The following is a 24050-nucleotide window of genomic DNA, read 5'->3' as shown; positions in this document are numbered from 1 at the left end:
GCCCCGTCCCCCTGTCGTGGGGGGCGGGGCGGGCCCCGCCCCCGCCCCCGCCCCCGCATTGAACGGTGCAGGAGGCCACTTGGGCAGGGAAAACGCAACTTCGACATGGCTCGCAGAGGCGGCTACCTTCACCGGGTCCGCGCCGGGCACCCCCGACCGAGGAGAGACGCATGCCCCATCTCGCGCTGTACACATTCGGCGTCCTGAAGTCACCTCTCGCCGATCCCGCACCTCTCACACGCGAGTTCTACGCCAGCGGTGAGGCCGTCTACCCGGAGATCAGCCGGCACCCCGGATACCTCGGGCGTGCCGAAGCGGCAGACGGTGACCGGGGCGAGCTCTTCGGCGCGGACTGGGGCGCATGGGGGGAGTTCGACGTACCGACCTGGTACGGCAAGGGCCGTACGGTGGAAACCACCGCCCTGGCTGCGACCCTCTCGCTCTGGACCGGCCTGCGCCCCGCCCTCGACGCCGTCTACACCGGTCTGCACCGTGAAGCCCTGAACAGGCGTTACGACTGGTTCGAGAGGACAGGGCACCCGAACTACGTGTGCTGGTGGGTCTCCGACGGCGTGATACCCACGTGGCGGGACGGGGTTTCCAGGCTGGAGCACCTCCACGACCACGGCTCCGCTCCGCACGCCTTCACCTTCCGCCACTCGTTCGCCCCGGAGGGAACTCCGGCCGGGGTCAAGGGGGCCGACCACTAAGCTGCGGCTTTCGGGGGTCCCAGCAGACAGGCAAGGTGAACATGTTCGAGTCGGTGCAGGAAAATCCCTACCCTGACAGCCACGTCCTCGGTGAGGGGCCCGAGCCGCACCCGCTGCTGCGGCCGGTACTGCCGCTGCTGGGACGGTGGCACGGCTGGGGGCAGGGCGAGTACCCGACGCTCGAGAAGGACTTCGCCTACGAGCAGGAGATCACCTTCAGCCACGACGGCCGCCCCTTCCTCCGCTACGAGGCGCGCGCCTGGCTGATCGACGCCTCCGGCACGCCCGTACGGCCGGCCGGGCGCGAGGCCGGGTGGTGGCGGGTGACGCCCGACGCCTCCCTGGAGGTCGTGCTCGCCCACCCCACCGGCGTCGTGGAGACGTACGTCGGACGGGTGTCCGGCGCGGAGATCGAGATCGAGACCAAGGACGTGGCACTGACCCCGCTGGCCAAGGAGGTCACCGGCACGCGGCGCCACTACACGGTCGGAGCGGGCGAGCTGACGGTCGTTCACGACATGGCCGCGGTGGGACAGCCCCTCCAGCACCACCTCACCACGCACCTGCGCAAGCGCTCCTCGTAGGCCCTGCCCTGCGCAGATCACCCGGGTGCCCCGGCACGGCTGCGGGTGCTGCGGACCGCGCCGTCGCATAGTCGGTGGCAGGCCCGAGCCGGAGGCCGTGAGCGTGGGGAGTGACCGTGGTGGTTGTGGGACGACGCGCCGCACTGGCGGCCCTGGCGTGTGCGGGGGCCGCCGGGCTCGTGCCCGGCGCCGGCGCTTCGGCATCGGCATCGGCATCGGCATCGATGGTGGTCCCGGGAATCGGCACCGGCACCGGCACCCGCACCGGCGGTCCGCGTCCGCCGGCCTCGCTCCTCGGCAAGGAGATCCGCCGACTGCCCACGTCGCGCAAGGTGCTGGCCCTCACCTTCAACGCCGCCTGGGACGATTCCGGGATCTCCACGGTGCTGGGGGAACTGCGGCGGCGCAGCCTGGCCGCCACCTTCTTCCCCACCGGAGAGTTCGCCGAAGCCGAACCGGCGGCGGTGCGCGCGATGGCGGAGGCCGGTCACGGCCTCGGCAACCACTCGTACAGCCACCCCTACTTCAAGGACCTGACCACGGCGGAGCGGACCGACGAGGTGCGTGCCGCCGATGCGGCGATCCGGAAGGCGTCCGGGGCCGAGCCGTTGCCGTTCTTCCGGTTCCCGTACAGCTCCACCACCCCCACCTCCATCGCCGATGTCAACGCGCTGGGCTACGCGGCGATCGAGTTCAGCGCCGACACCAACGGCTACCTCGGCCCGGAGGGCGGCATGAGCGTGGAGCGTGCAGTCCGGCGTGCCGTGGACGCCTTCGCCCCGGGGGCGATCATCCAGATGCACGTCGGCAGCCACGAGGGCGGTGGCGGTGTCGTCCTCGACGCCGATGCCCTCCCCCTGATCATCGACGCCGCCCGGGCCGACGGGTACGAGGTCATCGACCTGCGCGCGTTCCTCGAAGCTGCCGCCGGGGGCCGATGACGGTCGCCGTCCTGAGGCGGTCTGCGGCCTTCGACAGCCGGAAGCCCGCGATCTGGCAGGTGACCAGGGAGACGAGGACCAGGACCACGAAGAAGCGGTCGTTGATGAGTTCGGCCTGACGAGTGACTCCGGCCAGCACGATGCCGATCGTGCCCCGGGCGTTGAGGGCGAAGGCGAGGGACGAGGAGAAGAGCGGGTCCTCCCCGGCCAGGCGGGCCGCGGCCCAGACGCTGAACGTCTTGATGCCGCAGGCGAGGGTCAGGAACCACAGGAAGAACAGCGGGTCGAAGGCGCGCACCAGGTCCAGGCGCATCCCGACCAGGACGAAGAAGACGGGGATGAAGAAGGCCATCGAGAACTGCCGGATGGCCTCCCAGACGGCCGGCCCGCCCTCGGCAGCCGCCCCGGCCCCGTCGGCCGGCCCGTCGCCGTCGGCTCCCTGGTCGCCGCGGGCGGCGCAGACTCCCGCCATCAGCGCGCCGAAGACCGCGTTGATACCGAGGCCCAGGCACAGCAGCACCATCACGCACAGGAAGATCAGCCGGAACGCCACCGGGCTCTGCCGGGCGACGATGTTGGCGCGATGACCGGCGACGCGGCGGAAGAGGCGGGCTCCCCGGGTGAGGCTCCCGGCGAAGAACAGCAGGCTGACCGCGGTGAAGTACGCGGCCGTCGGCGCGACCGCGGTGGTGCCGATGACGTCCCACAGGCCGGACGGGTGGCCGGTGCCCGAGCGGGCGAGGCCGAGGACCACCGCGAGGACGACGTAGAGGATGACGTCCTCGACCACCGCGACCATCAGGACGATCCGGCCGAAGGCGGTGTCCATGATCTTCAGGTCCATCATGATCCGCGAGATCACCGGGATGGCCGCGACCGCCATCGCGAGTCCCACGACGAGTGCCGCGGTCACCGTGGAGCCCGCGGGGCCGGAGAACACGCCCGGGAACAGCGTCGCGATGCCCGCGCCCGCCGCGAAGGGCGCGAGGAGTCCGGCCGCCGCGACGATGGTGCCGGTACGCCGTTCGCGGCCGCCGGCCCGGATCCGTAACTCCGCACCCGCCAGGAACATCAGCAGCAGCTGCCCCAGTTGGTAGATCGCGTCCAGGGCGCTGGTCACCGCCCCGGAGGCGGGGAACAGGGCGGCCCGGGCCCCCGGGGCGAGCAGCCCGAGGAGCGAGGGGCCCAGCAGGATGCCCCCGACGACCTCGCCGATGACCGGTGGTTGCCGCAGAGCGCCGAAGAGGTACCCGCAGCCGTGCGCGGCGGCGCAGATCACGGCGAGCGCCGCGAGCAGCCGGATCGTGTCGATCGCCGTCATCCTCGTTCCCTTCGCCGTTGCCGGGGGTGCGGGTCCGGGCGGCAGGTGGCGCGTACCGCCCCTCCCTCACACGTGGCCCCGAGGGGGCACCGTTCAGTCGTGCGTCGGGTGCGGAAATATCGGTGCGCTCCGGGCCCACGGACCGCGTAATGTCGCCCTGTTGATCTCAGGGAGAGGACATTCATGCAGGTCAGATCCAGGCGCGGCTTCCTTGTCGCGGCCGCGGCCATCACCGCGTCGGCGTCGGCATCGGTCGGCGCCTGCCGTCGCGGGGACGGTGCGAGCGGTGATCCGCTCGACGTGTCGGTGCCTGCGGATCTGCCCGCGGCACGGGAATCCGTGGCCGCCGACGGCACCACGATCGTACTCGGCGACCCGGCCGCTCCGCTCGCCGTCCGCTTGTACGAGGACCTGAGCTGCCCGGCCTGCGCCGATTTCGAAACGGAGGGAACCGCCCCGTACCTGAAGCGGGCGGCCCGCAACGGCGCGCTGCAATTGCAGTTCACGCTGGGGTCCTTCCTCGGTCCTGGATCGAAGTTCGCCGCGAACGCACTGCGCGCGGCGGTGGATCAGGGCAGGTTCGCCGAGTACCACGAACTTCTGTACCGCCACCAGGCCGCGGTCCGAAAGTCCGGGGGCTTCACTCGGGACCGGCTGCTGGGGCTGGCGATCAAGGTCGAGGGTCTGCGCGGCCCGGAGTTCGACGCGGCCGTGCTGGACACGAAGTACCGGGACTTCGTCGAGGCCGCCGACGACGCGATGAGCAAGTCGCCCGCCAAGGGAACCCCGACGATGGCGATCAACGGAACCCTGGTGCCGTCGGGCAGCCGCGCGTACTACACCGACCGCAGCAGCCTGTCCCGGCACCTGAAGAAGGTGGCCCGGGCCCAGGTGCAGTAGCGGGATCCCCCGCGTGGGGCATGGGCTGGACGTCTGCGGATGTCGCCCGGGCAGTTCGCCGCTGCCGGCCCCGGGTGGTGCCTCGCTCGGCGAACACCGCAGGAGATTGGTGATCAAGCAACGCTCCGTCACGCCGGAACGGGCTGTCGGTGGACAATCCGCGTGCGCCGGTTGATCAGGGTGGGGAACACTGTGCCGATGAGCTCTGCAGCCTCCCGGACAGCGCAGGAACGGGCCCTTCGGCATGTCGCGGAACTGGCGTCGGGCCCTGCGATGGACCCGGCATTGCGGGTGACCCTCAACTTCCACCCGGACCGTCTGCTGCACGGCAAGCCGATCCTGGACGCCATGGCCGAGGGCGGCGTCTACCACTCGCAGTTCGTCACTGGGACGAGCAACGGCGGACTGACCGCGCATCCAGGCGGCGACCGGTGGCGTTGGGAGAGCCGGATCTTCGACGGGGCGTACAACGAAGCGACCGCTCATGAGCGGCCCGTCTACGGAGCGTTGAACTTTCGTCGCAAGCCGGTCGGCGGGGCGCCGCGGTTCGGCTCGGCGCACTTCCGGCTGACGGCCCGGACGCTGACGCGGACCACGTTCTGCTACCCGGACAGTTTTCTCGAACCGTCGAACTTCGGTGTCGCGGCCCGCATGGGGCTCATCGAGCTTGCTTTCGCCGATCGCCAGGACGAACTGGACGATTACATCGAGGCGCAAGTGCACGGGCCGGTCCGGCTGCACTGCCATGTGGAGGCGCTGGTCCTGGACCCGTGCTACCGGAGCACGACGGTCGAGGACGCGGCTCTGCGTCTCGGCTGCCCGGTGGAGTGGCACCCCGGCTTCCGGCTCAGGGTTGAAGAACTCCGACGTCACCCCGGCTACCGAAGCCAGGAGTACGTCGACTTGGGCACGCAGATCGCGGTCGACGGCGTGCTCGATCCTCGAACCGTCGGAAATGCTGCACGCGCCGGCCTCTACGACCCCCAGGCGGTCAAGAAGGTCTGGCACTACCTGGCACGATTCGGGGCCCTCGGGAACGCCACGGGCAGATCGTCGACACCGGCACCGATGGAGGGGGCTGCAGCGGACGGCCTTCGTTGAGGGTCTGGTGCCCGACGGGTTGTGGGTTTTGTTCCGGGCGGTGAGACCGCAGATCCCCACGAGGCAAGTGGTGGCCCTGAGCGAGGTGCGCGCATGCTGTGCGGGCGGCTTGGCGCCGCGCGCGCTCTTCCCCCACCGGTGGCATCGTTCTAACGTCGTGTCATGAGCAGTGTGCGGATCGACCGTTCGGGCCCCGACGTGGTCGACGTGGTGCTTCGCGAGGAAGTCGGGCCGCTCGTGTTCGCTGCCAGGCGTTGGCCCGGGGAGGTGTTCGGGTCGCTCGCAGCCGGAGCCCTGTACGGCGCCCCGGTCTATCTGGCCATGGCGGTTCTCGAGCAGGGGCCCGGCCGGATCTGGGCCGCGGTCGGGGTCGCCGCGGCGGTGGGACTCGTCGTCAACACGTTCGTGATCTTGTACGGGGCTTTCCGGGGCGTGACCCGGGTGCGGTTTTCGCCCGCGGCCGCCCCGGACACCATGACCCTCGTCCGGGGCTCCCACACGGGCCGGCCGCGGCCACTCGCCGACGTACAGCAGATCTGGATCGACCACTCCATCATGGAGTCGCACGAGGGGGACCGGAAGCCGGTGTCCGCCAAGATCGCCCTGTGCGTGCTTCTGAAGAACAGCCGCCGGCTCCGGCCCATGCCGCTGCTCCCGTGGACAACCGACACCACGCCCGTCTTCCAGGAACTGGAGCAGATACTCGCCCCCGCCGCCATCCAGGTGGACCTGGTCGTCCAGCGTCGTGTGCAGTCCCCTCCGTGGATGGCCCTGGGTCACGGCGGCTCGACCGGCGGCGGAGGCTGACAGGGGGTTGGGGGCGCGCGGGCGGGCTGGTAGAACCGGTCCATGCGACCACGGCCCGGGGAAGTGCTGCACTTCTCGGAAGACCCGACGATCACCCTGTTCCGCCCGCACATCGCGGCCACCGCCCGGCACCCGGAGGCTGTCGTATGGGCCGTTGACGCCGCGTAGGCTCCCGACTACTGGTTCCCCCGCGAGTGCCCCCGCGCGATGGCGTGGACCACGCCCACGACGGCCGCGAGCGACACGGAACACATCATCGGCCCTGGCGGCGGCCGGCGGGTCCACGCGATCGAGTACAGCTGGGTGGAACGCTTCCTCAACGTCGAACTCTTCGCCTACCGCCTCCCCGCCGGCCCCTTCCGCCCCATCGGCGAACCCGTGCCCCACGCCCACGTGGCCACCGACCCCGTCGAGCCCCTGGGACCCGCCGAACCCGCCGGCGACCTGCTGCGCCTGCACCGGGACGCCGGCATCCAGCTCCGCGTCCTGGACAACCTGTGGGGCTTCTGGGACGCCGTCACCACCAGCACCCTGGGCTTCGGCGGCATCCGCCTGCGCAACGCCCTCCCCCGCCCCGGCGCCCACACCCCCGGAGCGTAAAGCCACACGAACCGGGCGGCGGCCGGCCGTTCGGGGAGCCTGCCCAGCCCGACGCTCGGCTTCAGTACACGGCTATCCGCCGTAGCAGGAGCCGTCCGGCGCCGTGTCCGGGCCCGTTCCGGAGAGGTAGAGCAGGGCGAGCACACCGGCCGCCACGAACAGCGCCACCCATTTCACCTCGGCGTCCGTTTCCTCCGGCAGGAGCGCCACCAAGCCGGACTGGAGGACCACGAGCAGCATAGTCATGCCGAACCAGGCGAACGGCATGACCGTCACGAGTCCCGCATGGGTCGGTGCGTCCATACCGTGCGGGCAGTCCGCCCACCTCTGCGTCGCCAGGGCGCCTCCCAGCACCGTGATCACCACGGCGAGAAGCGGCCCCGTCACGTACCAGCCCAGGCCCGGCTGCCTGCTCTTCCCCGATGCCGTCATCCGTGCCCGACCTCTCCCTTTTCGATCTCATGTACGAGATCACACACGTCCCTGATCTCCGCACGGTTCCAGCCTCCGTGGCTGAACAGCAACGCCACGGGGTCCAGCCGGGAGGGGGTTCGCACCTCCGGCAGCGCCTGGTGGTGAGGCCCTGACGGCCCGGAAGGTCAGCGGGCGCGGTGGTCGGTCGGCATCGGGGAGGGGGCCTCGGTGGCCCAGGTGGAAGCGCTTGGTACCCGAGGTCTTGTCCTGCACCGGGTGTTCGGCCCACCAACGGCGGAAGTCCGCGCTCTTCATCGACAGTTCGCCGATCAGGCTCGCCAACTCGGGGTCGTCGGGGTGCCGGCCCGCGTCCATGTGGAGGTAGGCCACATTCCCGCGGGCGCAGGACGGCCAGTCCGCATACAGCTCCCAGGACGTCTCGTCGAGGAAGGTGATCCGGGCGATGTTGCGCTCCGCGCGGTCCAGGGCCGCGTAGTCATCGAAGAGTGCGACCGCCGCCGCATTCCAGGCCAGTACGTCCATGCGCCGGCCCATCACCATCGCCGGCATGTCCACCAGATCGTCCAGCAACCTCTGGAGCATGGGGCGCACGCGTTGCGGCTGGGCCTGGCGCCGGGGAACGTTCCGGGCGGAGGACTGCGGTCGGGCGAGGCGGTGCAGGTGCCGTGTCGCATCCCCGTCCAGCCGCAGTGCGCGGGCGAGGGCGTCGAGTACCGCGCCCGAGGGGTTGGGCACGCGGCCCTGTTCCATCCGCGTGTTGTAGTCGACGCTCACTCCGGCGAGCTGCGCGATCTCCTCGCGGCGCAGGCCCGCGACCCGGCGCCGGCCTCCGAAGTCCGGCAGGGCGACGTCTTCAGGGTGCAGGAGTGCGCGGCGGGATCCGGGTTGGCGGCATCGAACATCTCGGTGACGATGTAACCCGGGCTGACCGAGTTGACCCGGATGCCGCGCTCGGCGAGATCACTGCCCCGTGCGGGCCAGAGCGTGGACGGCGGCCTTGGTGGCCGCGTACACGGGTGCGACGGCCAGGCTTCGGTGCAGAGTCCACGAGGCGTTGATCACGATGGAACCGCCGCCCGCCGCGTCAAGGAGCGGCAGAACCTTCTGGACCGTGAAGAACACCCCCTTGAAGTTGACGTCGACGCTGCGATCGAAGTCCTGCTCCGTGACCTCGCCACTGCGCTGGAACACTCCGACCCCGGCATTGGCGAACACCCCGTCCAGCCGTCCGTGGCGTTCACGGATCAGGGCGGCCAAGCGGTCGAAATCGGTGAGGCTGGCGGAGTCGGCCCGGACGGTGAGCAGCCGGGCACCCCGGTCGGACACCTCGGCCAGTTGTTCGGCCGCGCGGTCGAGGCGGGCGTCGTCACGGCCGGTGATGACGACCTCGGCGCCGGCCTCCAGGAGCAGACGCGCGGTGGCCAGGCCCATCCCACTGGTTCCGCCGGTGATCAGGACGACACGGTTACGGAAGTCGGTCACATCAATGTTGTTGTCGGTCATGACCACAGCCTCGCCACCAGCCCCCAGGCCAACCAGGCCCAGATCAACCTGGGTCTCCTGGGGGCACGCAGCCTCGGCCGTCCGGCAAGGAGGACCTGCTGCCCGGCCCGTGGGAACTGGACGTGTGGCTGCGCGAGGGGCAGTGGAAGCCCGATGGGGTGATCTCGCTGTCCAATCTCCACTCGGTCCGCCCTTGGGAACCCGGACTGGGCGTGTCCTTCATCGACGGGATCTGCAGAGGCAGGTTCACCCTCCCGGAGCGCCCGATTCACCGGCGAAACGCCACTGCACACCCGCGGTCCGTCCCCAAGCCCGGAACAGACCCCGCCCGGGGAAGCCCACGCCACACGCGCCGAAGGCGCGCCGCGGTCCGGGTCGAGCACCTCCCGCGCCCCCTCAACCGGTGGTTTCACCGCGTGAGGACCACGAAGGCCGGGGCGGCACCCCTAGCTTCGGGTGTGCCGACGGCCCGGGGAGGCCACCGGCACCACCACAGAGGGGAAAACTGCACATGCCCATGAGCAAGAAGACCCGCGCAGCCGTGTGGACCAGCGTCGCCCTCGGGCTCATCGCCGGCGGAACATGGGCGGGAACAGCGGTGGCCGCACCCCCCGGCTCCGCGAAGGTGACCGCCCCCTACGCGCAGGCCGCGGCCGTGGTCAACGCCAACGGCAGCGTCAACCGGTCCAAGGGCATCGAAGCCGTCACCAAGCCAGCGGCGGGCCACTACTGCGTCGAGCTGGAGGACAAGGACCTCGACATCCGCAAGCTCGTCCCCAACGCCACCCTGCAGTACATCAGCTTCGAATACGACATCCGGATCTCGATGTGGCCGCACCCCTCGTGCGGGACGCGCACCGACACCTTCCTCGTCATCACCGGAAAGCCCGGCGTCTACGAAGACGCCTCCTTCTCCATCGTCGTCCCCTGACCCCCTCCCCCAGGGCTGCCGCCGGCCCCAACCGTTCCGCGGCCGCTCAGCCGGCGGCCGCGGCCGGCCATCCCGACCTGATCCGGTACCGGCGACGCGCAATCGAGCGTCACAAGCCTGCGAGGGCGATCAGCTGGTACATGCCTGTGGTCGGCAGGTTGGGGTTTGCGGCTGCGGTGGCCGCCACAGATTCCGCCGGATCGGCCAGCAGCCGCGTCAGCTCCTCGGCCGGAAGCCTGGGATGGGCCGCGATGGTGCGGCGCACCATGTGGTCGGGGTCGGCTGCCAGGCGGCGCGCGAGTTCCACGGGCAGGTCGGGGTCGCGCGGGGCCAGCTGCCTCATTCTCGGGTCAGCATCCGTGGCCAGGCGTCGAAGCACGTCTGCCGGAAGGGGGAAGTCGTCGGCCGGACGCCATCGGACCACCTTGTCCGGGCGGAAGGTCCGGTCGATGCGCTCGGCGGTGTCGGGATCGATCCGGTCCCGGGCGTGGAGGGCCATCGCGGTACGGACGCTGCTCTCCTCGTCGTCGAGCAGTCGGGCAACGAGCGGCGGCGGGAGCTGCTCGGACATCGCTGCCGAGGCGCGGAAGCAGACGTATGGCGAGTCCACGTACGGCAGGGGGTCGGTCGTCACCCATGGCAGGCGCAGTGTCCGGAGCTCCGCGCGGGCTAGCTCGCCCAGGATTTCCCGTTCGAGAGCGTCGTCGTCCAGGGCTTCGTGGTCCTCGAGCCAGTCCAGTGGGGGGACTTCGGACAGGATCCGTGCATGGATCGCGGCTCGAGTCGGCTCCGGGGTGTCCTGACGGGCGAAGATACGGAGCGCAACGCGCTGGTTGGGATCCTCGGCGAGCTTGTCGCGCAACTCCGGTGACAGGTCCGGGTGTTCCGCGAGTTCCGCGCGTACGTCATCGTCCGGGTCCTCGGCCAGCCGGCGGGCGGCGGCGGTGTCCAGCGTGCAGTGGCGTACCGCCCCGGCGCGCGTGACCGGGTCGGCCAGCAGCTCCGGAACGAGGTCTACCGGCGGAACGGGATGGGGAATCCGGCGGAAGTAGGTCGCGCAGGCCGCTGCCCGTACGGAGTCGTCGGGATCTGTCAGCAGCGTTCGACGCACCGGTTCCGGGGCCGTCGTCCACCACTGGGCAAGCGTCGCCCGGACTTTCGGGTTCTCGTCCGCCGCGAGCCGGGCCCGCAGGTCTGCCGGCACGTGATCGCTCTCCGCCAAGTGCTCGCGAACCTGCGGGTCGGCGTCGCCGAGCAGCCGTTCGAACAGCCCTCGCGGTGCGCCGTCCGCAGCAACGGCCAGAGCCCTGCGAATTGCGGGATCCGGGTGCTCGGCGAGCATCATCCGGAAGGCCTGTGGGAGGCGGCGGTTGAGGGCGAGCGAGTGTGTGAGCCAGTGATCGTCCATGGCAATGATCTCGGCGATCACGTCATCGCTCAGGTCCGGCCGCTTGGCCACCTCGCCGAAGCCCGTGCGATGACCGAGGAGGCGGCGCACGAGTTCGGACGGCAGGGACGGGTTCTCCGCCAGCCCGTCCACCACCCCGTCGAGATGCACCGGCGGCGGTATGGCGTCCGACATGGCAAGCGACCCTTCTGCCTCAGTGATCCGACCACCGAGTTTCTCACGCGGTTTCGTTGGGGAACCGGGCGATCAGATGGTTCCGGCAGGCGCCTTCCCCACACTCACCGGAAGGAACGTCGTGCAGGACCAGGCGTCCGGCGGCAACACCCTCACGATGTGCTTCCACGCCGTACGCCGGATCGCTCGTGACCCCATGGCTCACACCAGGGCGGCCTCTTGTGCAATGACGACGGCGACCAGGACGAGGAGCCAGGGCGATGCTCCCGAGTCGGGTCCCACCAGGGCCAGTACGAGAGTGACCGTGAGCATCACGACGTCGCCGGTGATCATCACCAGGCGCGCGCCGAACCGGTCACCGACGGCACCACCCAGCAACAGCAGCAGGGTGCGTGGAAGCGTGATGGCGGTCAGGACCAGAGCACCCGTCCCACCACCGTGGGCACTGGCCGCCCAGCCGAGCGCGAAGTACAGGACGGCATCACCGAACAGCGAGGCACGGGTGCCGACGAGCCAGACGAGAAAGACGCGAGGAAGGGCCGGGCGCTGAGACGGGCCGGGCGGTGTCGAGGGATGCCATGGGCGCTGACGCCAAGGCCCTCGAGCAGGTCGAGGGCAAGCGTCCGCCTGAGCCGGGCCGGTCCGCGGCGCCGTGCTTTGTCGGCGGTGTCGAAGCCGAAGCTCAGCCGGTCGACCGGGCCTCTTCGGGGGACGGCGCTTTGCATTGTTGCGGTCCAGCCGCCCCGGCGGAACAGAGGTCAGAGACGACGTTCGGGCGCGACAGCTTCCGCTCGCCCGTCGGCCCGGCCACGCCGAACACGCCAGTTCCACACGGTGTGTGCCACGAGGGCCACGGCGACGACGCATGCTGCGACGCGAGTCGCGTTCCAGGTCATGTCGAAAACCGGCCCCTGCGAGTCCGCCTCTACGTTCAATCGCTGGGTCGCCTCGAAGAAGGCGATGAACGGGACGAGCAGACGGAACAGAAGGCCACCGATTCCGGGCGTGCGCGCTACGTTCCCCATGAGTCCCACAGGCGCACCGAACACAAAAGCGGCTATTCCCCATACGAGAATCTGCCCCCCGCTGGAGGCGCCGGATTCCAACTCCATTCCAGCCGGAACAGAGGGGGCGGATTCCATTCCTGCCGGAATGATGGGATTCATATCCTTGAAAATGTAGTAGGTGACCACGCCGATGGTCAATCCCACAGACGCCAGCAATGCCGACTCAATTTTGGGTCGGCGGGAATAGCCCACCAGAAATGCGTAGCAGGCCCACGGCCAACCACTCGAAAAGACAATGCCCGTGGCGACGCAAACGGGATTGTCCCATTTTCCGGCAACGGGGCCCACCAGGCCGAGCAGCAAACCCGCTCCGAGAGACAAAGCGACCGGCACCATGTGGGCACGTGTGAAGCGTGTGATTGTTCTACCCCCGTTCAGTGGGTGAGTCCGAGTTGGAGGTGGCACCACTCCGAGGCTGCACGGGCGACCGAGCAGCCCCGGAGTGACTCACCAACCTACCGCACCCTAGGAGGAGTTACTGATTGGTGCGGGCGACCAGAACCTAGTCGACGCTGTAGTAGGTGGAGCAGGTGTAGGCGAGACCCGCAGTGAGGTTCGCGTTAGAGGTGTTCCCGGCCGCGGCCCACACCCGACGCGTACTGCCCGCGAGCTTCACCGTGGACGAGTGCCCCTTGGTGTTCTGATAGTAATTCGAGTAGCAATACTTGTTGATCACCCCGGGGCTGACCTCTCGCGCGTACCAGCCGTAACACCAGTTGCCACCGGTGGACGGGCTGATGCACGCCTGCGACTGCGCGCCGAAAGAGGCTGCAGCAGCATCCATCTTGAATGTCACCACACCCCATTCGGAGGGGTTGCCCAGCTCTGCAGGCGGCTGAGTGCCGTCCCCGCGATGGTGGACGGTGACGGTGGCTCCGGAGGCGCTGGCGGCTGCAGACGCATCCGCGGTGGCCGGCGTCGCGAGGCCGACAGCCGCAATGGCTGCGCCCGCGATGGCGAAAGCGATGGACCTACCGGCAATCTTCATGAATTCCCTCCCTGATTCCCCCTGTTGGGAACGAGAGAGATCCTTCACGGGTCCGCACTTGCCGGCAAAGGAATATGGCGCCGTTGACTGAAAACCGCCGTGCCCGAATCATGTGGCATCGTCTGGATATTTCTAGATCGCCTATCGCCTGACCTAAGATGATTAGTCGGAAAAAGTTGCCCAGTCCGACACTTCAGACATCCATCGCCTTCAGTGTTGATCGATGGCTGATACCTACCGCTTCTCCTGGCCCATGGCGCCGGTGTGCGCACCTGTCGCGTTCGCGCGATCCCGGCCGCAAACGACCGCCGCGAAGAGCCCGCCGTGAAGAGACCGCCCGAAGGCGCCGCCGACACCCCGTCAAGGAATGGCCCCTCCCCCACCGTGCCCGGACGGGTCGGCTCAACGGCCGCCGGGCAGTATGTGTGAGACTCCCTCTGAATGATCACTCGGGGGGAGTTTCGCGTTGAACGCGCTGTTGAAGAGGGTGTGGATCGGGCTGGCCGCGACCTTGATCGTGAGTCTGGCCGCCGTGGTCCTGCCTGACCAGATCCAGATAAACGACGACGGGCGCATCCACCTGGGCGCGCCCGCGCCGTCGCCGTCAACGGCGGCGCCCGCACCGGAGTCCACGTCACCGCCCCTCACACGGGACGCCGTGGACGAGGCGATCCGGACCGCGGTCAGCGCGGCGGGGCTCGACCCGGCGCAGGGCCGCCCGATCGGCGCGGCCGGTGCCGACTCGAACAAGACGGGCTGGATGGCCGTCCGCGAGCAGACCGCCGCGCAGTCGGACATGAACGCGATCTGCGCCGACCTGGAGCGCCAGGGCTGGACGCTGAACCCGAACGGCGACCGCCCGGAAGCCTCCCGCAGCTACAAGCGCGGGGGCTGGTACCTGCTGGTGAGCACGCGCGGGAAGACCCAGGCGCCGTCCACCACCTCCGCCTTGACCGACTCTCAGACCTACCTGACCGTGACCGGGCTCCAGCTGAACCTTTCCGACCTCCCCCTCCCCGAGATCACCGTCCGCATCGGCTGACCCCTCACTCCGGGCCGGACGATGTCCACGGCGGACAGCTGTCCGCTGGGCGCGGCGCGGACGTCCTCGCCCCGGAGGTCGCCGCTGCGTTCCACTGGGGCCGGCCCCGTGGGGAGCGCACCGCGATGTCCGGGACGTCGCGGCCGGCCCATCGCCCCGGCCGGGTCGGAAAGTTCGGCGAGCGTCTCCGCGGCCTGCGGGGGCCCGACCGGGAGCCTCAGCGTCACCAGGTGCCGCCCTCCTCGGCCGTGCTCTTTACGTGCCCGTGCCGTCGCGGTTACCTGGAGGGCACAGGTACGAGCCACGGGGGCGGGCATGGCGGGCTGGCACGGGGGGTGGGTACGCGGGATCCGGCGGACCGCGGTGGCGTTGGCCGCGCCGCCGCTGACCGCGGCCCTGGCGTTCGGGGTGGCCCGGCAGTCGGCGTACGGGTCGCTGGGCAACTGGGGGTTCTTCCTCGGCGGGGTGCTCCTCCCGCTGGTCCTGCTCGGCTGGCACGCCGCCGTCGCCGCGCGGCGCGAGGCCTCGCTGATCGCGCTGTCCGCCCTCCCTGCCGCCCTCGGCGCCATCCTGGCACTCGCCTCCGTGGGGCACAGCACGCTGGAGGACCGGGGCGTCGAGATCAGCTGCGTCGTGCTGAAGGTCACCGAGCGCACCGAGACGGAAACCTCCATGGACGCCGAGGGCCACTGGACCTCCACGACCCGGACCTCGTACGACCACCGCCTGGACTGCCCCGCGGGCGGCCCGGAGTACCTCAACACCCCCTCGCGGCTCGCGAAGGAGGGCGAGTCCCTGGCGGTGGTGCACGACCCGCAGGGCAAGGTCTCCCCGCGGGCCGCCGGGGACGTACACGGCCGGGGCATGCGCACCGCAGCCGCGGTGGCGGTCGGGACGGCGGTGCTTCTGGGGCTGGCCGGCGGGATCCGGGAGGCGTACGAGAAGCGGCGCCGCAGCCCTCGGCGGCCGACAGGGCGGTGAAGGCCCGCCCGCGGACCGGCTGGCCGTCACCTTCCGCGGCATGACCGCCCGAGCTGACGAGGTCCGGTCCGAGTGCCACTGGGGCAGCCCGGAGGAGCTCGGAGACGGAGGTGGAGGGCGTACGGACCGGACTGGCCGCCTGGCTCGTGCGCGAGGCCCCCGCACGCCTCCGCGCCTGCGGCGCACCCGCCGAACTCCGGGACGCCGTACGCCTGCTCGGCCTCGCCCACGCCGACCGCTGGGACGGACCCGCAGGCACCGCGCCACCGCTACGCCTGACGCGGCCGCCCCGGCCCACCCCACCGCCCACCGCCCACGGCCCACGGCCCCTGCTGCGGCAACGGTGACCGTGAGGCGGCCGCCGCCGGGCCGTTTCAGGCCAGGACGTTCACGGCCCGGGCAACGACGAGTCCCAGGATCATGAGGGAAAGGATGGACTGGAGAGTCATGACGCTCTTGGCCCAGGGGGCGAGTGGCATGACGTCGGTGGGGCTCAGCGCGGTGGAATTGGTGAACCCGAGGTAGAGGTAGTCGATGTAGTGGGGGCGCCAGTGCGGGGCGTTCAGTTCGGGGCTGAGCTGTTGCGGAAAGTCGAGCGCCGGCGTGGGGGGCATGTGGTGGGCCCGGGCGGCCGGCCCGCCGCTGTCGAGTTCGAAGTACAGGAGGGAGAAGGCGAGGACGGTGGAGGCCCAGACGCTGCCGCCGGCCAGCAGGAGGGCATTGGCCGAGTTGGTCTCGCTCCCGCCGTGGATGAGATCGTCGATCAGCTGGACCGTCGACCAGATGGCGCTGCCCACGAGTACGACGACCAGGGCGATCGCCACTGAGCGCAGGACGGTGGAGCGGCGGCTGATCCGGCCGGGGTCTCCCGAGATCAGGGCCACCAGCAGGAGGCCCTCGGCGACGGGAAGCGCCCAGCGGGGTCCGAGGCGCAGGTCGTCGGGGAGCAGCAGGGTGAGTACCGCCGAGGCGACGACCGCTGCGGCCAGCGGCCAGCGGCTCTCGGTGCGGACAGTAAGTCTCGGCCCCGGCTCGCGCGCGCTCGTACGGTCCGTTTCGGCGGGTTCCCGTCCGGTCACGGCCGATCGCTTCCCCGGTCCGGCGGCAGGTCAGATCGCATGTGCCGTCGGGCTCATGCCGCGTCGGCGGCGCGGACGGTGCCGGTCGCCCTTGATGTCGGGTTCATGTGCCGCTCCTCGCTGGTGAAGGCGTACGGGCCGGCTGCCCGGGCGGGCTCGACGGCCGGGCCCGGACCGGCGCGCATCGACCTGAGCGTGCTCGATGACTGATCCACGACCGATCCCCACCTTCAGGGTGATCCACCTCACACCCCGCCACAACTCCAAGCCGCATGGCGCCCTGTCGACGAATACGTGAGGACGGGGGCGGGACAGCGCGATCGGGCGCTGTGCCGTGTTCCTCGGGTGAACTCCTGCGCCTCGCGCGGGCTTCGACGGCCGGTCGGAGCAATACGTGGCCCTCGCACCTCACGGGTCGTGACCGAAGGAATTCGGCTGGTAGCAATTAGGTGAATTCCTGACTGAATTCCCGTCAATAAGCCTCCGCTTCATATCTCGATTTGATAACAACCCACCCTCGAAGGACTGGACCATTGCGGAGCGACGCGCGTAACTGGCCTGTATTTATTGAGAGTTGATTGTTCGTCAAATCAGGCCGATAGGTAACGGAATGATTTCTCGGGGCGCGCCCCCGTTTGTCCGAATTCTCCTCCGCATTCGTCTGGCAGGCTTCCGCGCACCCAGTCTTCCGACAACGATTTGAGGTGCCCATGACAGGACGTCGCAGACGGCCTGCCGCCGCCGACCACCGCCGCAAACCCCGGCGGTTGATACTCGTCACCGCCGCCACCGCAGCGGCGGGGCTGATAGCCGCAGGCATCGCCTATTCCGGAATCGGCGACGGCGCCCAGGCGGCGGCGCCCGTACAGGCCGCCGCCGAGGCACCGGCCGCCGCGCCCGCGCGCGACCAGGAGCCCGAGCCGATCGCGGCCGCGCCCTCCAACGAGACCGCGCGCGGCATGATCTTCGACGGGCTGGAGGCCGCGCCCAAGGGCGACAAGTGCGTGGGTGTCTACCGCACCACCGCCGGGCTGTGCACGCACGGCCCCGACGCCCCGCCCAAGGGCGTCGACATCACGAAGGACATCGAGCCGGCCGTCAAGGAGACTGCTCCGGCGGCCGATCCGGCCAGCCCCGCGGCCGCCGACCCGGCCAGCAAGGAAGGCGGCGGGCGTCCTCAGGACGCGCCCGCGGCCGACGCCTCGGCCGCCAAGGCCTCCGCGCCCGAACCGGCGGCCGCGGCCGGCAGCCAGAACGTCGCCGCCGGCCCCGCGGGCCAGACCGTCCAGTGCGACGGCGACGGCAGCACCGGCAACCGCGTACAGGTCGTCTACGTCCACGCGCCCGGCAAGGACCGCTACTCCGAGTACGTCGCCTCGTTCCGCAAGTGGGCCGCCGACGCGGACCTCATCTACTCGGCGAGTGCCAAGGAGACCGGCGGAGTACGTCACATCCGCTATGTGACGGCCGCCGACTGCACCCCGACGGTGCTCAACATCGAGCTCCCGGCCTCGGCGCTGGCCGAGTTCAGCGCGACCAACAACGCGCTCGCCGGCAAGGGCCTCGACCGTCGCGACCGCAAGTACATGATCTTCGCCGACACCCAGGTCTACTGCGGCATCGGCACGTTCGCGGGCGACGAGCGGCCCGGCCAGGCCAACCAGAGCAACTTCGGCCCCTCCTACGGGCGTACGGACTCCGGCTGCTGGGGCGGTCACACCGCCGCGCACGAACTCGGCCACAACCTGGGCGCGGTCAACAACAGCGCCCCGAACACCAGCCGTGGCGCGCACTGCACCGACGAGTACGACGTGATGTGCTACTCGGACACCCCGTACTACCCGCAGATGCGCAACATCTGCACCAACCAGGCGGCCGAGAACATCCTGGACTGCAACCACGACGACTACTTCCACACCAGTCCCAAGCCCGGCAGCTACCTGGCCACGCACTGGAACATCGCCGACAACCAGTTCCTGATGAAGAACAAGGGCGGTGGCGGCACGGACCCGGGTCCGAACCCGAACCCGACCCCGACGCCCACCAAGAAGCCCACGCCGACGCCGACCAAGAAGCCCACCGGCGGTCCGACCGTGACGGCGGCCCAGATCCAGTCCGACTCCGTCGTCGTGAGCTGGCCCAAGGTCGACGGCGCCTCCTGGTACGCGGTGCAGCTGAACGGCAAGCACCTGACGTGGGTCCAGTCGCAGGTGCTCCGCATCTACAACCTGCAGCCGAACACGGCGTACAAGGTCACCGTCTCGGTCCGCGACAGCGCCGGCCGTGACAGCGGACCCGGCAAGGCAGCGTCGTTCCGTACGACGGGCGCGGGCGGCGGCGCGACCACCCCGGGCACCCGCTACGTGCTCGGCAACGGCAGCACCGGCATGGCCGCGGAGGTCTGGGGCGGCCGCACCGCCGACGGCACCGTGCTCGTCGGTGGCCGCACCAACGGCTACGCGCAGCAGCAGTGGTACTTCGACGACGCGGGCAGCGGCCAGGTGCGCATCAAGTCCGCGGCCACCGGCAAGTGCCTCCAGCCGGGCGGCACCCCCGCCGCGGGCATGTGGGTCTCCCAGCAGTCCTGTGGCAACGGCAACAAGGCGCAGGCCTGGAAGCTGACGTCGCGCGGTGCCGCGGTGACCGTGACGGACGCGAGCGGCGGCTTCGCCCTCACCGTCAGCAGCCGCCCCTACTACGGCTACTGGCTGCTGGACCTCCAGCGTGCCGACGGCCGCGCGACGCAGGCCTGGACCCTGCAGAAGTCCGGCTGATCACTGCCACGGCGCAGCACCACCTGACGCCCTGACGGCGTGTAACCACCCCGGCGGACGGCCGCACGGCGCGGCCGTCCGCCGGTACCCCTCATCTTGACCGGAGCACCCCGACGATGCGCATACGAATCGTTTTCTCGGCCGCCTTGGCCGCACTCGGCCTCATGTTCCTGCTCCCCGCCGCGGCCCATGCCCACGGCGACACCGTGAAGGTGGTGGTGACCGGGCAGCGGGAGGGCCGTGTCACCGCCGACGTCACCTGGGAGAACGACGGGGACGCCGTCGACGAGGCCGTCGCCGCGACCGTGAACGCGGTCAGCGTCGACGGCACCCGCACCTTGGGGCCCTATCGCCTGGTCCGCGATCCCGCCGCGGCGCCGGCGGGCTGGACCACGGCCGAGGCGCTGCCGCCGGGTTCGTGGAAGGTCGGCATCGACGTGGGCTTCCCGGCCCTGGGACACGGTGAACTCGAGGTGGCCGTACCCGTGGTGGACCCGGCTCCGGTCGCCTCCGTGACGCCTCCCGTCATCCCGTCCGCGGCGCCCACGTCGGCTCCTTCGGCTGCTTCGCCGGCCTCCCCCGCTTCGGCCCCGGCCGCGTCCTCCGCGCAGGCCCCGGACCCGGCCGCCGACTCCCAGGGGTACGCCGTCTGGTGGACGACCGCGGGTGTCGCGGTGACGGCCGTGGCCGGTGCGGCCGTGGGTCTCCTGCTCCGCCGCCGCCGGCGCGTGCGGCTGGACCGGCTCGGCTAGCCTCGGTCGGCCAGGCTCCGGGTCACCAGGCTCCCGGTCGTCACCGGTCCCGGCTCCCGGTCCCCGGTCGTCACCGGTCCACGGTCGCCAGGGGCCGGTGCGCCGCGCCGTGATGACCTACCGGGTCGCGGTCAGTGCGGCCGCGACCGCCTCGGTCAGGCGCTCCAGCCCGTGCGGGTTGATACCGAGGAAGAGGTTCGGCTCGATGAGTTCCAGCTCCATGAGCACCGGTTCCCGGGCCTCGTCCAGCGCCAGGTCCACCCGGGCGAACAGCAGCTCGCCCGGGGCGGGAACCGCCGCCAGCGCCGCCCGCGCCGTACGGAGCTCCGCCTCGGACGGTTCGTAGGGCGCGGCCCCGGGGTGCGGCACCCGGAAGTTGTCGATCAGGCCCGCCTCCGTCAGCAGCGGCTGTTTGCGGATCGCGTGGCTGAAGCTGCCGCCGAAGAAGACCAGGGCGCGCTCCCCCTCCGCCACGAGCGGCAGGTACGGCTGGACCATCGCCGTGCGGCCCCGGTCCAGCAGCATCCGCGCGTGGCGCTCCGCGTCCGCCCCGCGGCCGGGCTCGTAGCGCGCGGTGTCCCGTGCGCCCGAGGAGACGGCGGGCTTGACCACCACTCCGTGCGGACCGTCGAAGTCCTCCGTGTCGAAGTCCTCCGTGTCCAAGCTCCCGCCCGTGTGGAAGCTCCCGCCCGGTTCGAGGAACCGGGTCGGTACGACGGGGACTTTGTGCCGGGCGAGCTCCAGCAGGTACCGCTTGTCGCTGTTCCAGCGCACCAGCGGCGCCGGATTCCACAGCCGGGTCACCTCGGCCGTCGCGTCGGCCCAGGCCAGGAACTCCGGCAGCCGGTCCGCGTAGTCCCAGGTCGACCGGATGACCGCCAGGTCGAAGCCGTCCCACTGCGGCCGGTCCGCGTCCCAGGCCACGGCCTGCGCCGACAGGCCCGCGCCGCGCAGCGCGGCGAGGATCAGCGGGAGGTCCGCGTCCGCGTCGGCGCCGCCCTCGCTCGTCACGATCGCGACCCTTGCCGTGCCCATGGGAGTCTCCCGTCCTCGTGCCTCGGACCGCCCGGTGCGGCCGCCACCCCGGACGATCACTCTTCCACACGGGCCCGGGCGGGAACCCGGCCGCCCGATCACGCGTCGTACGGGACGCGGGGCGGCAGACGGGCTGCGGCGGACGGGCGGGGCACCGGTGGTGGACGTGGTGGGCAGCGCTGTGCGGCGCATCGGCCGGTGGCGCCGGGGCACGGACGCGCGGGGCGGCCGGACGGCCCTGACGGCTCCGACGGCCCGGACCCGTGGCCGCGTTCCTGCGGCGCTCGCCGTACTGACGGGCGCCCTGATGGTGTTCCACTCCGCGGTCCCCAACGCCGTGGGCCGCGCGGGCAGTCTGCTGGAGGCGTTCCTGCCCTGGCTGGGCCTCGCGGTCCCGGCGTTGCTCGTGGCGGCGGCGCTGCGCCGCTCGGTCCTGGCGCTGGTGGCCGTGGTGCTGCCCGCGGCCGCCTGGGCCGGCCTGTTCGGCGGGCTGCTGCTGCCCGCGGACCGCGGCGCGCACGACATCACGGCCGTCCAGCACAACGTGAGTGACGAGAACCCCGACCCCGCGGGCACCGCGCGCGCCCTGATCGGGGCCGCGCCGGACCTCATCGCCCTGGAGGAGCTGACGCCCGACGCACTGCCGGCCTACGGGGCCGCGCTGGCCCCCGCGTACCCGTACCACGCGGTCGAGGGCACGGTCGGCCTCTGGTCGAGGCATCCGCTCACCGGCGTCCGCCGCGTGGACATCAGGCCCTCGGGCATCGGGGAGGGCTGGAACCGTGGTCTGCGCTGCGGTGTGCGCACGCCCCGGGGCGAGATCGCGGTGTACGTGGCGCACTTGCCCTCGGTCCGCTTCCGCTCGACGGGTTTCGGCTCGGGCCCGCGGGACGAGAGCGCGCGGCTGCTGGGCGCGGCCGTCGCCGCCGAGGAGGTGGAGCGGGTGGTCCTGCTGGGCGACCTCAACAGCACGGTGGACGACCGGGGTCTGGCCCCGCTGACCTCCCGGTTGAGCGCGCCTCGGCGGGGGTTCGCGCTGAGCTGGCCCGCGGCCTTTCCGGTGGCCCGGATCGACCAGGTGCTGATCCGCTCGGGCAGCGTCGCCGAGGTATGGACGCTGCCGGCCACCGGCAGCGACCACCTGCCGGTGGCCGCCCGGATCAGCTTCGACAACTCCCCCGGCGCCGACGCCTCATAGCCGTATGACGAGCTTGCCCCGCACCTGGCCGTCCCGCAGTCGGGCCATGGCATCGGGGACCTCGGCCAGGGGGTAGGTCCGGTCGACGGCGGGCCTCACCGCACCCGCCTCGATGAGCTCCGTGAGGGTTTCCAGGTCGCGGCTGCGCACCAGGGTGCCGTGCGCGCGGAGCCGGTGGCCGACGAAGGGCGACAGCAGCATCGCGCCCAGCTGCCGCTCGTTGCCGCCGAGCCACTTGCCGCCGCCCTCCCCGCCGACGATGGCGAGGGTGCCGCCCGCGGTGAGGGCGCGCCGCAGCCGGGATATGGGCCGGTTGCCCGCGATGTCCAGGATGACGTCGTAGCGGCGGCTGCCGTCGACGGGGTCCTCCTGCGTGTAGTCGAGGACTTCGTCGGCGCCGAGGGAGCGGACCAGGTCGGTCTTGGTGGTGCTGCACACTCCGGTGACGTGGGCTCCGTAGGCCTTGGCCACCTGTACGGCGAAGCTGCCCACGCCGCCGGAGGCGCCGAGCACGAGGACGCTCCGGCCGGCCTCGACGCGTCCGCTGTCGCGTACGGCCCCCAGGGCGGTGCACCCGGAGACGGGTACGGCCGCGGCCTGTTCGAAGTCGAGGCTCTCCGGCTTGGGCGCGAGCGCGCCCTCCTTGGCGCAGGCGTATTCGGCGAACGAGCCGGAGCAGTTGCCGTACACCTCGTCGCCCGGCCGGAAGCGGGTGACGTCCGGGCCGACGGCTTCCACCACCCCCGCGACGTCCATGCCGCGGATGCGGTTCCGGGGTCTGCGCAGGCCCGACACGGCCCGGACCGCATAGGGCATGCCCGCCATGAGGTGCCAGACCCCCTGGTCGAGGCCGGCCGCGCGGACCTGTACGAGGACCTCGCCCCGGCCCGGCGTCGGCCGCTCCACTTCTTCGAGCCGCAGGACCGCGGGCGGTCCGTAGCTGTCCTGGACCATGGCCTTCATGAGTCGTCTCCCTCGGTGGTGGCGGCGTACTGGAACACGGAGTCGAGCGGGACCCGGAACACGCGGGCGATCTCGAACGCCTTCTCCAGGGAGGGCGAGTAGCGGCCCTGTTCGATGGCGATCACGGTCTGCCGGGTCACACCGATCCTGCGGGCGAGCTCGGCCTGGGTCATCTCGCCGTTGGCGAAGCGCAGGGCCCGGATGCTGTTGGTGACCCGGGTGGGCCTCACCACGGGTGGAAGCCGAGCCGGTAGGAGGCGATCTTCGCCATCGAGGCGAGCAGCGCCGACAGGACGAAGCCCAGGAAGATCGCGTTGGCGATCCAGAACTGGTCCGCCTCGGCCATCGCCAGGAGCATCCCGGCCACGGCGCCGATCGCGACGAACGACTGTCCGATGTGCTCACCGAACCGGTGGATCTCCCGGTCGCGCTGGTCCTTGGTCCTGCCGTCCTCGGGCGAGATCAGGGTCACGGCGATGTGGAGCGCGATCGAGGCGACGATCGCCGCACCGACGGACCACAGCAGCGCCGCGGCGTACGGCTGCTCGGCCAGGGGGCCGCTGTCGGAACGTCCGAGGACGACGGCCAGATACGCCCCGTACGAGACGATCGTGACCACGATCATGATCCACGCGCGTTTCTCCTCGACTGCCACGGCCACTCCCCATGTAAAGAAAACCCGACATCGCCAGTGTCAAAGAATCGGGACTCCATGTCAATGATTCTTTACTCTGCTCTCTCTCCGACTGTCCGCGG

The 24050-nt window shown here is 70.9% G+C and carries 27 protein-coding genes and 1 pseudogene; 14 read left to right on the top strand and 14 right to left on the bottom strand.

The features are described 5' to 3' along the window. Window positions 1–170: 170 nt before the first annotated feature. From B6R96_RS34215 to B6R96_RS34205, 3 genes are all read left to right on the top strand, one after another. Entirely contained in the window at window positions 171–710 is a 540-nt protein-coding gene (locus tag B6R96_RS34215; RefSeq protein WP_081524680.1) for a DUF3291 domain-containing protein, read from the top strand. Window positions 711–751: 41 nt separating this feature from the next. Then, entirely contained in the window at window positions 752–1294 is a 543-nt protein-coding gene (locus tag B6R96_RS34210) for an FABP family protein (protein ID WP_081524679.1), read from the top strand. 224 nt (window positions 1295–1518) lie between these two features. Beyond that, window positions 1519–2235, top strand: coding sequence for a polysaccharide deacetylase family protein (locus tag B6R96_RS34205; protein ID WP_203351692.1), 717 nt, complete (start codon window positions 1519–1521; stop codon window positions 2233–2235). Here B6R96_RS34205 and B6R96_RS34200 read toward each other — a convergent pair. Continuing rightward, entirely contained in the window at window positions 2189–3556 is a 1368-nt protein-coding gene (locus tag B6R96_RS34200; RefSeq protein ID WP_081524678.1) for a cation:proton antiporter, read from the bottom strand. The two genes, B6R96_RS34205 and B6R96_RS34200, sit on opposite strands and share 47 nt — an antisense overlap. 183 nt (window positions 3557–3739) lie before the next feature. Here B6R96_RS34200 and B6R96_RS34195 point away from each other — a divergent pair, with 183 nt between their 5' ends. From B6R96_RS34195 to B6R96_RS34180, 4 genes and pseudogenes are all read left to right on the top strand, one after another. Further along, window positions 3740–4456, top strand: a complete 717-nt coding sequence (locus B6R96_RS34195) for a DsbA family protein (RefSeq protein WP_081524677.1) — start codon at window positions 3740–3742, stop codon at window positions 4454–4456. A gap of 198 nt (window positions 4457–4654) precedes the next feature. Further along, window positions 4655–5557, top strand: coding sequence for a DUF3626 domain-containing protein (locus B6R96_RS34190; RefSeq protein WP_081525392.1), 903 nt, complete (start codon window positions 4655–4657; stop codon window positions 5555–5557). 162 nt (window positions 5558–5719) lie between these two features. After that, window positions 5720–6364, top strand: coding sequence for a hypothetical protein (locus B6R96_RS34185; RefSeq protein WP_159396422.1), 645 nt, complete (start codon window positions 5720–5722; stop codon window positions 6362–6364). Window positions 6365–6406: 42 nt separating this feature from the next. Beyond that, window positions 6407–6964: pseudogene (locus tag B6R96_RS34180) on the top strand (DUF6886 family protein). 72 nt (window positions 6965–7036) lie between these two features. On the opposite strand, the gene B6R96_RS34175 reads toward B6R96_RS34180, so the two are convergent. The 3 genes from B6R96_RS34175 to B6R96_RS34165 form a co-directional block, all read right to left on the bottom strand. Further along, window positions 7037–7396 (bottom strand): hypothetical protein, encoded by a 360-nt coding sequence (locus tag B6R96_RS34175; protein WP_107475638.1) that lies wholly within the window; start codon window positions 7394–7396, stop codon window positions 7037–7039. Window positions 7397–7435: 39 nt separating this feature from the next. Further along, entirely contained in the window at window positions 7436–8263 is an 828-nt protein-coding gene (locus B6R96_RS34170) for a helix-turn-helix transcriptional regulator (protein ID WP_081524674.1), read from the bottom strand. A 96-nt stretch (window positions 8264–8359) separates the two neighbouring features. Then, the gene (locus B6R96_RS34165) at window positions 8360–8902 is read right to left on the bottom strand and encodes an SDR family NAD(P)-dependent oxidoreductase (protein WP_237291601.1); all 543 of its coding nucleotides are present in this window, start codon (window positions 8900–8902) and stop codon (window positions 8360–8362) included. Between the two features lie 517 nt (window positions 8903–9419). Here B6R96_RS34165 and B6R96_RS34160 point away from each other — a divergent pair. Then, window positions 9420–9833, top strand: coding sequence for a hypothetical protein (locus tag B6R96_RS34160; protein WP_159396421.1), 414 nt, complete (start codon window positions 9420–9422; stop codon window positions 9831–9833). A 109-nt stretch (window positions 9834–9942) separates the two neighbouring features. Here the strand turns inward: B6R96_RS34160 and B6R96_RS34155 are convergent, their stop codons facing one another. From B6R96_RS34155 to B6R96_RS34145, 4 genes are all read right to left on the bottom strand, one after another. Next, window positions 9943–11415, bottom strand: coding sequence for a hypothetical protein (locus B6R96_RS34155; RefSeq protein WP_081524672.1), 1473 nt, complete (start codon window positions 11413–11415; stop codon window positions 9943–9945). Between the two features lie 201 nt (window positions 11416–11616). Next, window positions 11617–11793: a hypothetical protein gene (locus B6R96_RS38865; RefSeq protein WP_335755561.1), complete on the bottom strand. Its 177-nt coding sequence runs from the start codon at window positions 11791–11793 to the stop codon at window positions 11617–11619. Between the two features lie 380 nt (window positions 11794–12173). Beyond that, the gene (locus B6R96_RS34150) at window positions 12174–12785 is read right to left on the bottom strand and encodes a hypothetical protein (protein ID WP_237291600.1); all 612 of its coding nucleotides are present in this window, start codon (window positions 12783–12785) and stop codon (window positions 12174–12176) included. Window positions 12786–12984: 199 nt separating this feature from the next. After that, the gene (locus B6R96_RS34145; protein WP_053703615.1) at window positions 12985–13470 is read right to left on the bottom strand and encodes a lactococcin 972 family bacteriocin; all 486 of its coding nucleotides are present in this window, start codon (window positions 13468–13470) and stop codon (window positions 12985–12987) included. A 466-nt stretch (window positions 13471–13936) separates the two neighbouring features. Between B6R96_RS34145 and B6R96_RS34140 the strand changes: the two genes are divergently transcribed. The 3 genes from B6R96_RS34140 to B6R96_RS37465 all read left to right on the top strand — a co-directional run bounded on the left by B6R96_RS34140 (window position 13937) and on the right by B6R96_RS37465 (window position 15840). Next, entirely contained in the window at window positions 13937–14512 is a 576-nt protein-coding gene (locus B6R96_RS34140; RefSeq protein ID WP_159396420.1) for a hypothetical protein, read from the top strand. 315 nt (window positions 14513–14827) lie between these two features. Beyond that, window positions 14828–15493, top strand: a complete 666-nt coding sequence (locus tag B6R96_RS34135; RefSeq protein WP_081524669.1) for a hypothetical protein — start codon at window positions 14828–14830, stop codon at window positions 15491–15493. Window positions 15494–15603: 110 nt separating this feature from the next. After that, window positions 15604–15840 (top strand): hypothetical protein, encoded by a 237-nt coding sequence (locus tag B6R96_RS37465; protein ID WP_159396419.1) that lies wholly within the window; start codon window positions 15604–15606, stop codon window positions 15838–15840. A gap of 27 nt (window positions 15841–15867) precedes the next feature. On the opposite strand, the gene B6R96_RS34125 is transcribed toward B6R96_RS37465, so the two are convergent. Both B6R96_RS34125 and B6R96_RS37460 read right to left on the bottom strand, forming a co-directional pair. Next, window positions 15868–16572: a DUF1345 domain-containing protein gene (locus B6R96_RS34125; protein WP_081524667.1), complete on the bottom strand. Its 705-nt coding sequence runs from the start codon at window positions 16570–16572 to the stop codon at window positions 15868–15870. Window positions 16573–16625: 53 nt separating this feature from the next. Further along, window positions 16626–16787, bottom strand: coding sequence for a hypothetical protein (locus B6R96_RS37460; RefSeq protein WP_159396418.1), 162 nt, complete (start codon window positions 16785–16787; stop codon window positions 16626–16628). 495 nt (window positions 16788–17282) lie between these two features. Between B6R96_RS37460 and B6R96_RS34120 the strand changes: the two genes are divergently transcribed. Both B6R96_RS34120 and B6R96_RS37455 read left to right on the top strand, forming a co-directional pair. Beyond that, on the top strand, window positions 17283–19346 hold the full coding sequence (locus tag B6R96_RS34120) for an RICIN domain-containing protein (protein WP_237291599.1): 2064 nt from the start codon (window positions 17283–17285) through the stop codon (window positions 19344–19346). A 116-nt stretch (window positions 19347–19462) separates the two neighbouring features. Next, window positions 19463–20098, top strand: coding sequence for a hypothetical protein (locus B6R96_RS37455; RefSeq protein WP_053703612.1), 636 nt, complete (start codon window positions 19463–19465; stop codon window positions 20096–20098). Between the two features lie 117 nt (window positions 20099–20215). On the opposite strand, the gene B6R96_RS34110 is transcribed toward B6R96_RS37455, so the two are convergent. Beyond that, window positions 20216–21133 (bottom strand): ATP-grasp domain-containing protein, encoded by a 918-nt coding sequence (locus tag B6R96_RS34110; protein WP_081524666.1) that lies wholly within the window; start codon window positions 21131–21133, stop codon window positions 20216–20218. 307 nt (window positions 21134–21440) lie between these two features. On the opposite strand from B6R96_RS34110, the gene B6R96_RS34105 reads away from it, so the two are divergent. Next, complete coding sequence (locus B6R96_RS34105; protein ID WP_443070024.1) at window positions 21441–22331, top strand: endonuclease/exonuclease/phosphatase family protein; 891 nt, start codon at window positions 21441–21443, stop codon at window positions 22329–22331. On the opposite strand, the gene B6R96_RS34100 is transcribed toward B6R96_RS34105, so the two are convergent. Genes B6R96_RS34100 through B6R96_RS34090 form a run of 3 tightly spaced genes read right to left on the bottom strand, consistent with a single transcriptional unit; the run spans window position 22326 to window position 23949 of the window. Then, the gene (locus tag B6R96_RS34100; protein ID WP_081524665.1) at window positions 22326–23294 is read right to left on the bottom strand and encodes an NAD(P)-dependent alcohol dehydrogenase; all 969 of its coding nucleotides are present in this window, start codon (window positions 23292–23294) and stop codon (window positions 22326–22328) included. The genes B6R96_RS34105 and B6R96_RS34100 overlap by 6 nt on opposite strands. Then, a complete protein-coding gene (locus B6R96_RS34095) occupies window positions 23291–23527 on the bottom strand; it encodes a helix-turn-helix transcriptional regulator (RefSeq protein ID WP_030387703.1) in 237 nt (78 codons plus the stop codon). Before B6R96_RS34095 ends, B6R96_RS34100 begins: the two co-directional genes overlap by 4 nt. Continuing rightward, window positions 23521–23949: a hypothetical protein gene (locus tag B6R96_RS34090; RefSeq protein ID WP_053703609.1), complete on the bottom strand. Its 429-nt coding sequence runs from the start codon at window positions 23947–23949 to the stop codon at window positions 23521–23523. Before B6R96_RS34090 ends, B6R96_RS34095 begins: the two co-directional genes overlap by 7 nt. Between the last annotated feature and the right edge of the window lie 101 nt (window positions 23950–24050).

Origin of the sequence: Streptomyces sp. Sge12 (assembly GCF_002080455.1) — a bacterium.
Lineage (GTDB): Bacteria > Actinomycetota > Actinomycetes > Streptomycetales > Streptomycetaceae > Streptomyces.
This window is presented reverse-complemented; position numbering and strand designations above follow the sequence as displayed.

Coding starts and splice junctions, on each gene's coding strand:
- B6R96_RS34110 (WP_081524666.1), bottom strand. CDS start 21,133: ATGGGCACGGCAAGGGTCGCGATCGTGACGAGCGAGGGCGGCGCCGAC.
- B6R96_RS34195 (WP_081524677.1), top strand. CDS start 3,740: ATGCAGGTCAGATCCAGGCGCGGCTTCCTTGTCGCGGCCGCGGCCATC.
- B6R96_RS34160 (WP_159396421.1), top strand. CDS start 9,420: ATGAGCAAGAAGACCCGCGCAGCCGTGTGGACCAGCGTCGCCCTCGGG.
- B6R96_RS34155 (WP_081524672.1), bottom strand. CDS start 11,415: ATGTCGGACGCCATACCGCCGCCGGTGCATCTCGACGGGGTGGTGGAC.
- B6R96_RS34145 (WP_053703615.1), bottom strand. CDS start 13,470: ATGAAGATTGCCGGTAGGTCCATCGCTTTCGCCATCGCGGGCGCAGCC.
- B6R96_RS34205 (WP_203351692.1), top strand. CDS start 1,519: ATGGTGGTCCCGGGAATCGGCACCGGCACCGGCACCCGCACCGGCGGT.
- B6R96_RS34175 (WP_107475638.1), bottom strand. CDS start 7,396: ATGACGGCATCGGGGAAGAGCAGGCAGCCGGGCCTGGGCTGGTACGTG.
- B6R96_RS34200 (WP_081524678.1), bottom strand. CDS start 3,556: ATGACGGCGATCGACACGATCCGGCTGCTCGCGGCGCTCGCCGTGATC.
- B6R96_RS34165 (WP_237291601.1), bottom strand. CDS start 8,902: ATGACCGACAACAACATTGATGTGACCGACTTCCGTAACCGTGTCGTC.
- B6R96_RS34135 (WP_081524669.1), top strand. CDS start 14,828: ATGGCGGGCTGGCACGGGGGGTGGGTACGCGGGATCCGGCGGACCGCG.
- B6R96_RS34190 (WP_081525392.1), top strand. CDS start 4,655: ATGAGCTCTGCAGCCTCCCGGACAGCGCAGGAACGGGCCCTTCGGCAT.
- B6R96_RS34215 (WP_081524680.1), top strand. CDS start 171: ATGCCCCATCTCGCGCTGTACACATTCGGCGTCCTGAAGTCACCTCTC.
- B6R96_RS34100 (WP_081524665.1), bottom strand. CDS start 23,294: ATGAAGGCCATGGTCCAGGACAGCTACGGACCGCCCGCGGTCCTGCGG.
- B6R96_RS34210 (WP_081524679.1), top strand. CDS start 752: ATGTTCGAGTCGGTGCAGGAAAATCCCTACCCTGACAGCCACGTCCTC.
- B6R96_RS34185 (WP_159396422.1), top strand. CDS start 5,720: ATGAGCAGTGTGCGGATCGACCGTTCGGGCCCCGACGTGGTCGACGTG.
- B6R96_RS34105 (WP_443070024.1), top strand. CDS start 21,441: ATGGTGTTCCACTCCGCGGTCCCCAACGCCGTGGGCCGCGCGGGCAGT.
- B6R96_RS37455 (WP_053703612.1), top strand. CDS start 19,463: ATGCGCATACGAATCGTTTTCTCGGCCGCCTTGGCCGCACTCGGCCTC.
- B6R96_RS34120 (WP_237291599.1), top strand. CDS start 17,283: ATGACAGGACGTCGCAGACGGCCTGCCGCCGCCGACCACCGCCGCAAA.